14 protein-coding genes are annotated in these 12,865 nt (G+C 35.9%); all 14 read left to right on the top strand.

Annotated features, from left to right (window positions below; translation table 11 throughout):
- The first annotated feature begins 22 nt into the window (after positions 1-22).
- Positions 23-1,402 (top strand): adenosylmethionine--8-amino-7-oxononanoate transaminase, encoded by a 1,380-nt coding sequence (bioA, locus tag N3C60_07985; protein MCX8084842.1) that lies wholly within the window; start codon positions 23-25, stop codon positions 1,400-1,402.
- On the top strand, positions 1,387-2,550 hold the full coding sequence (locus N3C60_07980) for an 8-amino-7-oxononanoate synthase (GenBank protein ID MCX8084841.1): 1,164 nt from the start codon (positions 1,387-1,389) through the stop codon (positions 2,548-2,550). Before bioA ends, N3C60_07980 begins: the two co-directional genes overlap by 16 nt.
- Positions 2,547-3,203 (top strand): DUF452 family protein, encoded by a 657-nt coding sequence (locus N3C60_07975; protein ID MCX8084840.1) that lies wholly within the window; start codon positions 2,547-2,549, stop codon positions 3,201-3,203. The genes N3C60_07980 and N3C60_07975 overlap by 4 nt, the downstream gene beginning before the upstream one ends.
- On the top strand, positions 3,193-3,939 hold the full coding sequence (bioC, locus tag N3C60_07970) for a malonyl-ACP O-methyltransferase BioC (protein ID MCX8084839.1): 747 nt from the start codon (positions 3,193-3,195) through the stop codon (positions 3,937-3,939). The genes N3C60_07975 and bioC overlap by 11 nt, the downstream gene beginning before the upstream one ends.
- Positions 3,929-4,333 (top strand): gamma-glutamylcyclotransferase, encoded by a 405-nt coding sequence (locus N3C60_07965; protein MCX8084838.1) that lies wholly within the window; start codon positions 3,929-3,931, stop codon positions 4,331-4,333. Before bioC ends, N3C60_07965 begins: the two co-directional genes overlap by 11 nt.
- Positions 4,330-5,766, top strand: coding sequence for an Asp-tRNA(Asn)/Glu-tRNA(Gln) amidotransferase subunit GatB (gatB, locus tag N3C60_07960; protein MCX8084837.1), 1,437 nt, complete (start codon positions 4,330-4,332; stop codon positions 5,764-5,766). The genes N3C60_07965 and gatB overlap by 4 nt, the downstream gene beginning before the upstream one ends.
- Before the next feature lie 8 nt (positions 5,767-5,774).
- On the top strand, positions 5,775-6,182 hold the full coding sequence (gene mce / locus N3C60_07955) for a methylmalonyl-CoA epimerase (protein ID MCX8084836.1): 408 nt from the start codon (positions 5,775-5,777) through the stop codon (positions 6,180-6,182).
- Positions 6,183-6,285: 103 nt separating this feature from the next.
- On the top strand, positions 6,286-7,074 hold the full coding sequence (locus N3C60_07950; protein ID MCX8084835.1) for a TonB family protein: 789 nt from the start codon (positions 6,286-6,288) through the stop codon (positions 7,072-7,074).
- 60 nt (positions 7,075-7,134) lie between these two features.
- A complete protein-coding gene (locus N3C60_07945) occupies positions 7,135-8,205 on the top strand; it encodes a radical SAM protein (GenBank protein MCX8084834.1) in 1,071 nt (356 codons plus the stop codon).
- 68 nt (positions 8,206-8,273) lie between these two features.
- The gene (locus N3C60_07940; protein ID MCX8084833.1) at positions 8,274-8,720 is read left to right on the top strand and encodes an Hsp20/alpha crystallin family protein; all 447 of its coding nucleotides are present in this window, start codon (positions 8,274-8,276) and stop codon (positions 8,718-8,720) included.
- A gap of 261 nt (positions 8,721-8,981) precedes the next feature.
- Positions 8,982-10,451, top strand: a complete 1,470-nt coding sequence (locus N3C60_07935; GenBank protein ID MCX8084832.1) for an anthranilate synthase component I family protein — start codon at positions 8,982-8,984, stop codon at positions 10,449-10,451.
- The gene (locus N3C60_07930) at positions 10,435-10,989 is read left to right on the top strand and encodes an aminodeoxychorismate/anthranilate synthase component II (protein ID MCX8084831.1); all 555 of its coding nucleotides are present in this window, start codon (positions 10,435-10,437) and stop codon (positions 10,987-10,989) included. Before N3C60_07935 ends, N3C60_07930 begins: the two co-directional genes overlap by 17 nt.
- Positions 10,990-11,000: 11 nt before the next feature.
- Positions 11,001-11,990 carry an anthranilate phosphoribosyltransferase gene (gene trpD, locus N3C60_07925; protein MCX8084830.1) on the top strand — a complete coding sequence of 330 codons (990 nt, stop codon included), beginning with the start codon at positions 11,001-11,003 and terminating at the stop codon, positions 11,988-11,990.
- Positions 11,983-12,744 (top strand): indole-3-glycerol-phosphate synthase, encoded by a 762-nt coding sequence (locus tag N3C60_07920; protein ID MCX8084829.1) that lies wholly within the window; start codon positions 11,983-11,985, stop codon positions 12,742-12,744. The genes trpD and N3C60_07920 overlap by 8 nt, the downstream gene beginning before the upstream one ends.
- The last annotated feature ends 121 nt before the right edge of the window (positions 12,745-12,865 follow it).

The following is a 12,865-nucleotide window of genomic DNA, read 5'->3' as shown; positions in this document are numbered from 1 at the left end:
GCTAATATTTTTTAAGGTCGATATGAAAAAGAATGAAATTATAGCATTAGATAAAAAGCATATATGGCATCCTTTTACCCAGATGAAGGATTACGAGCAGATGGAGCATGTAGTTATTGTCCGAGGTAAAGGGGTAAAGCTTTACGATATTGATAATAACTACTATTATGATACAGTTTCCTCTTGGTGGACTAATGTTTTTGGCCATTGTAACAAGCATATTAGCCATAATATAAGGAGTCAGTTAAATTCACTGGAGCATGTAATTTTTGCTGGGATGACACATCCTTATGCGGTAAAACTGGTGAGCTTGTTGACTAAGTTTTTGCCAAAAGAGTTATGCCGTTTTTTCTTTTCTGACAATGGGTCCACGGCTGTAGAGGTGGCCATAAAGATGGCTTTTCAGTATTGGCAAAACAAGGGAGTTATTCAGAAGACAAAGTTTGTTTTTTTTGAAAACAGTTACCATGGGGATACAATAGGAGCAGTAAGTGTGGGAGGTATAGATTTATACCACAAGTTGTATAAGCCTCTCATGTTTAACTCTTATCAGGTAAAAGCACCTTATTGCAAGAGATGCCCTTTTAACACCTTGTCCCATACTATGAATGCAGATACTGGATGTAATGGTGAATGTGTGGATGAACTGAGACTGTTATTCCAAGAAAAAAGTCATGAATTGGCTGCCATTATTCTGGAGCCTGTGGTTCAATGTGCTGCAGGAATGAATATTTATAACCCTGTTGTGCTTAAAAGGATAAGGCAGTTGTGTGATGAGTTTGAGGTGTTGTTAATTTTTGATGAGGTGGCCACAGGTTTTGGAAGGACAGGGAAGATGTTTGCCTTTGAGCATGCGGGGGTGATTCCTGATATAGTTTGTCTATCAAAGGGGTTGACTGGTGGGTACTTGCCGCTGGCGCTTACAGTTACTACCGATTGGATTTACAATGAATTTTACGATGATTATTTTTCTTACAAAACATTTTTTCATGGGCATAGCTATACTGGTAATCCTATTGCTTGTTCTGCTGCCATAGGTACCTTAGAAAACTTCATAAAAAAACCGATACATAAATATCGTAGTGGTTCTGAGTACTTTGTTGAAAAGGTGAAAGGTTTTTCTGAAAAACCTTATGTGGGTGATGTACGATTTATCGGTTTTATAGGGGCTATTGATATTGTCAATCCGAATACGGGTAAGCCTTACCCAGCTATAGAAAGAATAGGTTTTCAGATTTATAAGGAGTCACTGAAAAATAACCTAATCCTCAGACCTCTAGGGGATACCATCTATTGGCTGTTACCAATAACTGTTAAAAAGAAGGATCTTGATCTAATTTTTTTAAAATCTCAAAAGAGTATTGAGACAGTTTTGGAGAGATACAGTTGGTTGAAAAACTGATTAGAAGATTATCTAATATAAAAGAAAAAAATAATTACCGTACGTTACAGTATTATGATAAAAAGTATAGTAAATATATCTTTATTGAAGGTCATAGGTATTTAAATTTTTCATCCAATGATTATCTGGGTATCTCTACTGATGTAGATCTTTTGAGAGATTTTTATGATAGTATCGAACTTGATTTAAACTGGCATGGATTTTCAAGTGCATCATCCAGGTTGATCTCCGGTAATCCTATTATTTATAAAATGCTTGAGGAAGAATTGGCTACCTTTCTGGGCAAAAAAAGAGCTATCGTTTTTAACAGCGGTTATCATATGAATATTGGAGTTTTACCGGCTTTGACGGATAAAAGGGATCTTATCCTTTCTGATAAGCTTAATCATGCAAGTATAATAGATGGACTGCGATTATCTGAGGCAAAACATATAAGATACAAACATCTGGATTATGATGGCCTTGAGGCTTATTTAGAAAAGAATAGAAATGGGTATGAAAACGTTTTTATAGTTACTGAGTCTCTATTTAGTATGGATGGAGATATTGCCGATCTTAAAAGGCTTGTCGAAATAAAAAGAAGGTTCAGCTGTTATTTGTATGTGGATGAGGCCCATTCTATAGGTGTTTATGGCAATGGAAAGGGGATTGCTTATGAGATGGGTGTATTGGATAAAATAGATTTGCTGGCTGGTACTTTTGGCAAGGCTTTTTCTTCGGTGGGTGGTTTTATTGCTACAGATGATCTTTTTTTTGAGCTTATCGTTAATTTTTCGAGACCATTCATATTTACTACTGGGCTTCCACCTGTTGTAGTATTCTGGAACTATTTTATATTGAAAAAGATACCAACATTAGTGGAAAAAATAAATAAACTTTTTATGCTATCAAAGCGCTTTAGATCATTGCTTATTCAGATGGATTATAAAACATTGGGTAATAGCTATATAGTTCCGCTCATATTAGGCGATTCCAATAAAACCCTTGAGGTTTCTAAGAAACTTAGAGAAAGTGGGGTTTTAGTACCTGCAATACGACCACCTACTGTTCCAGAGGGGACATCTAGGCTTAGATTTTCATTAAACAGTTTGATGGATGAAGAAGATATTGAGTTGGTGTTGGCTGGTTTAAAAGGGGGTGAAACATGAAAGTAGTTAAGAAAAAGAGGAAAAACGAGGAGCTGTTGGTTTTTTTTAGTGGCTATATGATGAAGCCAGAAATCTATGAAGAGATCGATTCATCTGATTTAGATATCTTTTTTATCCATGATTACAGGGATTTTGAATTGGATAGTTCTTTGTGGGAGGATGTGGCATCATATTTTAAGGTATATCTTGTAGCTTTTTCTTTTGGGGTATCTATTGCTTCTTCAGTAATCAAGCAACAAAATGTGAATATATTCAAATCGATTGCTGTAAACGGTACACTTAAGCCTGTGGATGATTTTTTTGGTATTCCGGAGAGTATTTTTTTAGGAACTTTGAATAATTTATCTGAGGAGAGCTTGGATAGATTTTATAGAAGGGTTTTTGGAAAAAACTATAGCAAATTAAAACATCTTCTAAGTTATGATCTTGAAATTGCAAAGGAAGAGTTAAAAAATTTAAAGGTTTTTGTTGATGAAACTGGGAGACTGGAAAACATATATAACATTGCAATTATATCTGAAAATGATAAAATTTTCCCTCCAACAAATCAAATGAGTTTTTGGCAAAATGAATTAGATTTTATGTTTGTGGATGAAGACCATTTCCCTTTTTTTAGATTTAAGAGTTGGAGAGAGCTCTTGAATGCTCAGTGATAGAAATAATTTTAAGAAAATATCAAAGGATTACGAAAAAAATGCAATAGTTCAGAAAAATATGGCCCAAGATCTCATCAACTGTCTATCCCTTAAAGTGGGTAGTTATTACGAAAATATTCTTGAGATAGGCTGTGGAACTGGATTATTGACAAAACTTATATATAGGCACATATCTTATCTTAAACTCACTTTGAATGACATAAACAGGTTTGTGGATTTTGATAATCATGAGTATGAGTTTTTAGTAGGAGATATTGAGGATATAGATTTACCATCTGATAGATATGACCTTGTAATCTCAAATGCTGTTTTCCAATGGGTGAAAGATTTGGAGAGTCTTTTTAAAAAAATATGTATCAGTTTGAAGAAAAGAGGGATACTTGCTTTTACCACATTTGGATCTGATAATTTAAAGCAGATAAAGGATATCACAGGTGTGGGGTTGAGCTATTTTAATTTAAATGGGTATGTAGAATTGCTAAAAAATGATTTTAATTTAGTGTATGTATCAGAGAGTAGAGAGGATCTATATTTTAATGATCCTGTAGAGATCCTTAGACATATGAAACTTACAGGGGTAAACAATATAAAAAAGATTCATTGGACCAAAAGAGATCTCAAAGGTTTTGTAGATGGTTATTCAAAATTTAAGACTGAAAGGGGGTATCTATTGACATATCATCCGATTTGCTTTATCGTTGAAAAAAAGACTGGAGTGGGAAATGACTTTTAATAAGCCTGTCTTTATAGATAAATTTTTTTTGTATGGGACATTAAAATCAGACGGACCATTTTATAAACTTTTTTCCCATTTTGTTCTAAAAAATGAGCCAGCTTATACCTATGGTACATTAGGTGTAAGAAAAGGGTATCCTACTTTTTTTGTTGAGGGAAATTATAAGGTATATGGGGAATTGGTTACGGTGTTTAATGTAAGGGATGTTATAGAGTTTTTAGAGCCCCAATACAACGATAAAGTCAACACCATCATAGATGTATACAAAGAAGGGGAAAGTGATCCGATCAAAGCTTATTGTTTTGTATGCACAAAAGGTATAAAGGGGGTACAGATACTGGAAAGCGGTATCTGGGATAATAAAAATGTTAATTATAGGGAGATTGTATGAAGTTTGAGCCAGTGATTGGTTTAGAGGTTCATGTTCAGCTTGATACCAATACAAAGATTTTTTGTTCTTGTTCTACAGAGTTTGGGGGTGAACCAAATACTAATGTTTGTCCAGTATGCTTAGGTATGCCTGGGGTACTGCCTGTTTTGAATGAAAAAGTGGTGGAATATACTATAAAGGCTGGTTTAGCCCTTAACTGCACCATTCAAAATAGATCTATTTTTGCCCGTAAGAACTATTTTTATCCAGATTTACCAAAAAACTATCAGATATCCCAGTATGAACTACCGATCTGTTTGAACGGATATGTGGATATAAAAACAGAAAATGGTATAAAAAGGATAGGTATTACAAGGATACACATGGAAGAAGATGCTGGCAAATTGATACATGGAGAGAATTTAGGTAATCCCAATTCGAGCTATATAGATTATAACAGAACTGGTACCCCACTTATTGAGATAGTAAGTGAACCGGATATGAGAAGTTCTGAAGAAGCCAAACTGTATTTGGAAAATTTAAAAAAGATCCTTGAATATATAGGTGTTTCTGATTGCAGTATGGAAAAGGGTTCTTTGAGATGTGATGCGAATGTATCTGTGAGGCCTATTGGGCAAAAGGAGTTTGGAACAAAGGTTGAAATAAAAAATATGAACTCTTTTAAAAATGTTCAAAAGGCCATCGATTATGAGATAAGAAGGCAGATCAGTGAGATTCAAAGTGGTAACTTAATAGTACAGGAGACTAGACTCTGGGATCCCGATAGAGGGGTTACAGTCTCAATGAGGAGTAAAGAGGAGTCCCATGATTACAGGTATTTTCCTGATCCGGATCTTGTACCTGTTGTTGTCGAGAATTCCTATATTGAAAAGCTTAAAAGGGAGTTGCCAGATCTTCCCGATAAGGTGTATCAAAGGCTTCTTACTGAGTATCATCTACCTGAGTATGATGCGGAAGTACTGTCTTCCTCCAGAGGGATAGCAGAATTTTTCTTCAGGGTTGCTTTTAAATGTAAAAATTATAAGGCTATTTCAAACTGGATTCAAACTGAGATGCTGAGGGTAATGAACGAAAAACTTGTGAGTATAGATGCTGTGGGAATTTCTCCCGATGATTTGGCAGAACTGATTGGATTGATAGATGAGGGGGTTATTTCTGTTAAGATTGCAAAGGATGTTTTTGATGAAGTAATAAATAGTAAAAAATCTCCGAAAACAGTAGTTGAAGAAAAAGGGCTTGTACAGATTGTAGATGAGTCTGCTCTTGAAGCTGTAGTTGTAAAAGTTTTGGAAATGTCGCCTAAAGAGGTTGAAAGGTATAAAAATGGTGAAACGAAACTTATAGGATTTTTTGTTGGGCAGATTATGAAGGAAACAAAAGGTAAAGCTAATCCAAAGATTGTTAACGAGCTATTGTTAAAACTATTAAAATAGGGGGATTTATGTTACACAAAATCGATCATGTGGGTATAGCTGTAAGGTCTCTGGAGGATGCTCTTAATTTTTATAGATCTATAGGTGTTACCCCGTATCATTTTGAAGAAGTGCAGTCTCAGAAGGTTAAGGTGGCTTTTATCAAAGTGGGGGAATCAAATATTGAGCTTCTGGAGGCAACAAGCCCTGATAGCCCTATAGCTAAATTTATAGAAAAAAGGGGTGAAGGGATACACCACATAGCTTATGAAGTGGAGGATATATCAAAGGCTCTTGAGATGTTGAAGGCACAGGGTTGTCAATTGATAGACAATGAGCCCAAACCAGGTGCCCATGGTAAAATGATAGCTTTTGTTCATCCAAAGAGTACAAATGGAGTTCTGACGGAGCTTTCCCAACCAGGTGAAGGGCATTAAGATGAAAAAAGGGGTGAAATGAACTTTCTGGTATCATTTTGCTCCTAATTACTATAATATGAAACGATTTAACATATTTTTGTTTATCTCATTATTGATACATTTGATATTTATTTATTTTACTAAGTTACCAGATCAAAAGAAAGAACAAAAAAAAGAGCCTACTTATGTGGATATCATAAAGTTTCCCCGTAAGCCTGTTAAGATTTTGCCTGAAAAATATGAGATTGAAAATGGGAAACAGAGTATTGAAAAAAGACCTCAAAACATAATTCCTGAAAGCTATGCTCCAAAAATAGGTGATTTTAAAGTACCGATTGAGGAAAAAAAGGATCCTGTTGTAAAAAAAGAAGAGGAGCATAAACCCCCAAAAATAGAACCATCTCCCATAGAGACGGTGGAAGAGAAACATGAGGAGGTAAAAAGAGAACAACCGGTAGTGCAGGAGAAAAAAGATGAACAGAAGGTTGAGGAAAAGAAAAAACTTACAAAGGAGCAGATGGCAAAGATTTTAAATCCAAAGGATGTGATAGGAGATATAGCTAAGAAGGAAAACAAAGAGGAGGAGGTGGATTTTAATCGTTTTGAGGTTAAATATACATCATATTTTTATAAATTTAAACAAAGACTGTACAATGTATGGCGTTATCCCTCTGAATCTGTTTTGAAAGGTGAACAAGGTACTGTTAGAATAAAATTTTCCATATTAAAAGATGGAACAATTACCAATATAAATCTGGTAAGTAGTTCTGGTTACTCTGCGCTGGATAGAGCTGCGGTAGACGCACTAAAAACAATGGGTAAGGTACCACTACCAGAAAGCTTTGGTTTGAATATATTAAACGTAGATGGATATTTTATCTATACAATCAGTGGGATGTGGATAAGATAAAAAAACTATTGATATGATATGAGATATGCTTAATATTTAATAAAAATTTTGGAGATGATTATGCATAAAAAATGGGATTTAAAATGGATGGCATGGGAAGTGACCTCTAAATGTAATCTTAAATGTGTACACTGCAGGTCTTCTTCTGATTTACATTCCTCTGAAGGGGCTTTTACATTGGATAAGTGTTATAAATTTATGGATGATATCTCAGAGTTTGCATCTCCTGTGGTGGTGCTTTCTGGGGGTGAACCACTTTTAAGAAAAGATCTTTTTGATATAGCTAAATATGGTACTCAAAAGGGCTTTCGCATGTGTATGGCTACCAATGGTGTTTTGGTAACTGATGATGTGTGTACCAAGATCAAAGAATCAGGGATCAAGATAGTTTCTTTGAGCCTTGATGGTTCCACAAAGGAGATCCATGATGACTTTAGAGGGCAAAAGGGTGCCTTCGATGGTGTGATGAATGCAGTCTCCCTTTTTAAAAAGCATGGCATTCAGTTTATCATAAACTCCTCTTTTACAAAAAGAAATCAACACGACATAGAAAATGTTTATAAACTTGCCAAGTCATTAGGTGCTACAGCTTGGTATATGTTCCTTATAGTGCCCACTGGTAGAGGTGAAGAGATAATGAATGAGCTTGTAAGCAAAGAGGATTATGAGAAGATTTTGAATTGGCACTACGAAATGGAAAGGGATGAAAACGAGATCCTTGTAAGACCTACTTGTGCTCCCCAGTACTACAGAATTTGGCATGAGAGAAGCAAACAGGAGGGCAGAGACACTGATCGTAGGAGCCTCACTTTTTCTACTGGTGGTGGCAAAGGGTGTATTGCTGGGCAGAGTATATGTTTTGTCAATTCGGAGGGGGATGTTTACCCATGCTCTTATTTCCCATTTTCTGCAGGAAACGTTTTTAGGGAAAAGTTCAAAGATATTTGGGAAAAGTCTACCCTTTTTACAGACTTGAGAAACTTCAAAGCTTATGAGGGTAAATGTGGGGTGTGCAAATATCTTGGTGTTTGCGGTGGTTGTCGAGCTAGGGCGTATGCTGTGGATGGTTCATACATGAAAGAAGAACCGTTTTGTGACTATATACCAACAAACTACAAATGTGGTGTATGAACACTCTTGAAAAAAAATTAACTATACATATATTATTTGATAGGGATTAAATTGAAAGGAGGTGTGGTATGTTAGAGAGGTTCAAGCCATCTTTTCCTTCTGCTTTTAATGAACTTTCAACTATTCAAGAGGAGATCAACAAAATTTTTAACAGGTTTTTTAGCACAAAAGATTTAGCTGTTACCTCTTTTTCACCTAAGCTTGATCTATCTGAGAATGACAATGAGTTTAAGGTTGTAGTGGATGTACCTGGGTTTGATGAAAAGGATATTGAGGTACATTTTGAAAATGGTGTGCTGAGTATTAAAGGTAAGAAAGAGGAAGAAAAGGTGGATGAGAAGGAGAACTATTATCACAGGGAGAGGTTCTCCGGTTCTTTTGTAAGGCATATATCTATTCCAAAGCCTATAAAGCTTGATAACGTTAAGGCTACTTTTAAGAATGGGGTTTTGAGCATAGTATTACCAAAAGAGGAGGAAGTCAAGCCTAAGGCCATTAAGATCAATATCGAGTAATAAGAGGCCACCTTTATGGTGGCTTTTTTTATAATTAGTTTGACAAACGTTTTTTTTTGTGATAGTAAGCATAATATGATGTACTGTAGAGTATTAAACAATAGAAGAAATTGGTGGTGGACAGCTGATATAATATGACGGTTGTCCCCTGCCCATAGATTGTGGCCGTGCGGTGACAACCGCACGGCTTTTAAGTTTGAAGAAAAGCCGTGTTTGAAAAAACACGGCTTTTTTTTATACTTAAAGTAAATGGAGGTAGATATGATATTTCCCGACAAAGAAAGATTTTTGTCTTTGGCTGAAAATTACAATAGGATAACTGTTTATAAGGAGATAGCTGGGGATATTTTTACTCCCATAGCTCTTTTAAGAAACTTTTCCAATGAAAGGAATATCTTTTTACTTGAAAGTGCTAACCTTGATAAGACATTTTCGCGTTATTCTTTTTTTGGGTTCAATCCTCAAAAGATAGTTAGATTCAAAGATGGTAAACTTTTTGTAGAATCTGGGTCTAAAAAGACAGAGGTTGATATCAATCCTATGGATTATCTCAATAATGAGATTTTATCATTCAACGGTTATGCAGATGAGGTTTTTGGAGGCTTTTGTGGTGGTTATGTGGGATACTTTGGGTATGAGATGGCAAATTATTTCGGTTTTTTAAGGGAAAAGCTCAAGGAAGATAGTAAAATGGACCTTATGGCACTGATGCTTGTGGATGAGTTCTATGTATTTGATAATCATTGTGGCAAAATGTATGCTGCAAAGTCTGTAAAGGTGGATAAAGAACCTTCGAAAAACTACGATCTTGCGGTTAAAAAGTTAAGTGAGATGGCTAATATAATTCTTAGCTTTAATTTCGATAACTTTGAATCCGATGATATTGGGGAAGTTATAAGGGATTTTGAAGAAAAAGAGTTCATAGATACGGTTAATAGGATAAAAAATGATATTGAAAGTGGTGAACTTATTCAATGTGTTCTTTCTAATAAATATACCCTCAAAGGTAAAATAAATCCTGTAACCCTTTATAGGACGTTACGAAACGTTAATCCTTCACCTTATATGTTCTATCTTAAGTTTGAGGATTATGTTCTATCGGGTTCATCTCCAGAGATACATCTAAAGGTTGTTGGTGATAAAGCGATTTTAAAGCCTATAGCAGGTACGTACCCAGTAGGTGATGATCTTGAGAAGATCAAGAAGGAACTCCTCAATGATTCAAAGGAGATTTCGGAGCACCTCATGTTACTCGATCTTGCTCGTAACGATCTTTACACTGGGTGTGATTCAGATTCTGTTCATGTGGACAAGAGTTTTGAGGCAGAGGTTTATTCCCATGTTGTGCATATTGTTTCTGAGGTTTCTGGGAGAATGAAAAAAGGTGAAAATGCTTTAAAACTATTCATGAAGACCTTTCCAGCAGGTACGGTGACAGGTGCCCCAAAGGTCAGGGCTATGGAGTTGATCAATCATTACGAAAAAAGTCCAAGGGGTTTTTACGCTGGATGCACTGGGTATTTATCTTTTAATGGGAATTTGGATACTTGCATAACCATTAGAAGTGCCCTTGTTAAAAAAGATGAAACAATCTTTAGAGCAGGTGCTGGGATAGTATATGATAGTGTCCCTGAAAAGGAGCATTTGGAGGTGGAAAGAAAGCTTGCAGCCCTAAATGCAGCTGTGAAAAGAATAAAAACACTGGAGGAAAGTAATGTATTTATTAGTTGATAACTATGATTCTTTCACTTTTAATCTAAAGGCACTTTTTGAGTCTGTAGGAGCTAAGGTACATGTCATAAAAAATGATGATTATATATCTGCTGATAAATTTCAGGGGATTATCCTTTCGCCTGGTCCTTCTAATCCCACCAATGCTGGTACTACATTGCGCTACATTGAAGAGTATCAGGGTAAAAAGCCCATTTTTGGTGTCTGCTTGGGTATGCAATCTATTAGTCATGTTTTGGGATATGGTTTTAGAAGGGCAAAGTCGATTATGCATGGTAAAGTAGATACTATAAAGATAGTAAAAAATACTGTGTTGCTAAAGGGGTTGCCTACTGAGTTTAAGGCTGTGAGATACCATTCCCTGGTTGTGGATGCACCACCCCAATATGTTACATCGATATCTATGTTTGATGGGGAGATTATGTCTTTTGAAGATTTCGAGAGAAAGCTTTTTGGTGTTCAGTTCCACCCTGAGTCGTATCTAAGTGAATATGGTGCTGAAATAGCATATAACTTTATAAATGTATGTGAAGGTTAGAGGGAGGTATTATGGAACTGGTAAAAAAAGTAAATAACGGTGCAATATTGACATTTGAAGAGTCAAAACAGCTTTTCGAGCTTATGGTGACTAATCAGCTCTCAGAAGCGCAGATAGCTTCGATTTTGATATCGATGAAACATAGAAAAGAAAGCGCCGAAGAGATAGCTGCTGCTGCTAAGGTGCTCATGGATAAGATGATCCCCTTTGAACATGATCTACCTGACGCTATAGATACCTGTGGTACAGGAGGTGATGGGAAGTCCACTGTGAATATATCCACAGCTGTAGCTATAAATCTGGCTTCTATGGGTGAGCCTGTGATCAAACACGGGAATATTGCCCAATCTGGTAAAATTGGTTCTGCCGATATCCTTGAACTTTTACATATACCTTGTAGGCTCGAAAAAAAAGAGGCTGAAGATTTTTTTAAAAAACATAGGTTTGTATTTTTGTTTGCTCCTTTTTTTCATCCTATTCTAAAAAATGTAGCTAAAATAAGAAAAGAGATCATGACATCTACAATTTTTAACTTCTTAGGGCCTTTGTTAAATCCTGGTAATCCCGCCTATCAGATAATAGGTATTAGTAAGAGGGAGATGTTAAAGACTTATGCTGATGCAGCTCTTATGTTGAATAAAGGGGATATGGTTATATATTCCTCTGATGATGGTTTTGATGAAGTATCTACATCGGAGATAACAAAAGCCTATATAATAGAAGATGGTAAAATAGATTACTTTTTTATAGATCCTTCTGAGTTTTTCAAACCTTTCCCTTTACCTGTTGTGGAGAATGGTGAAGAAGCACTAAAACTTTTCATAGAAGGTATTAAGGGTGAAAATGAGGATATTGTGAAGATCTTTGCCCTTAATACAGCAGTAGCCCTGTATATAAAATACAAGTGGGAGTTGAAAGAAAGTTACAAAAGGGCCTACGATAATATTAAATCTGGGAATGCTTTCAAAAAAATAAGCCAATTAAGGGGCGAAAATGAATAGAAAGCTTGTTGAAATAGTGGACTACAAAAGGGAGTTTATAAAAGGTTTAAAACCTGTTTTCTTAAAAAGGGATAAACCTGTTTTAGACCCCGTTAAGTTTTTGTCTTATAGACCGATTATTGCTGAGTTTAAAAAGAGATCGCCATCGGCTGGGGTGATTAAAGAGATAAATGATATTATAAAACAGGTAAAAGAGTATGAGAGGCTTGGTGCTGGCATGGTGAGTGTGCTCACGGATGAAAAGTATTTTGGTGGATCATTTGCCGATTTAAAAAAAGCATCGGATACTCTTGTTATACCTACGCTTTGTAAGGATTTTATCATTTCTGAGGTTCAGTTGGACTATGCTTATGTAAATGGTGCAGATGCTGTATTACTTATTGCCGCTATATTATCAGATGGGGAGCTTGAAAGGCTTTGCCGTTATGCGAGGGGTCTGTCATTGCATATCCTTTTAGAGGTTCACACTTTGGAAGAATATTATAGAGTAAGAGGTTTGAATGTGGATCTGCTTGGAGTAAATAGTCGTGATTTAGATACCTTTGTCATCGATAAAAAAGGAGCAGGTGAAGTTATTTCACAGGTGGAACACCCTTTTGTCATTGCAGAAAGTGGTATAGATGATGAATCTGATATAGCTTTCTTTAGGAAGGCGGGAGCAAAAGGGTTTTTGGTGGGTACGGCGCTTATGCGAGCAGATAATCTTGAGGAGCATTTTAAAAGACTCATGAGTGGGGTAAAAGATGTTTGTTAAGGTGTGTGGTTTGACGGAGAAAGAACAGGTGGATTGGGCTGTAGATCTTGGATTTTCTGCTATTGGTGTGGTGTTTTATCCTTTTAGCAAAAGGTTTGTTGGGCTTGAAAAAGGGGTAGAA

Origin of the sequence: Calditerrivibrio sp., assembly GCA_026415135.1 — a bacterium.
Lineage (GTDB): Bacteria > Chrysiogenota > Deferribacteres > Deferribacterales > Calditerrivibrionaceae > Calditerrivibrio.
The sequence above is the reverse complement of the archived record's forward strand: the minus strand, read 5'-3'. Positions and strand labels throughout refer to the sequence as shown.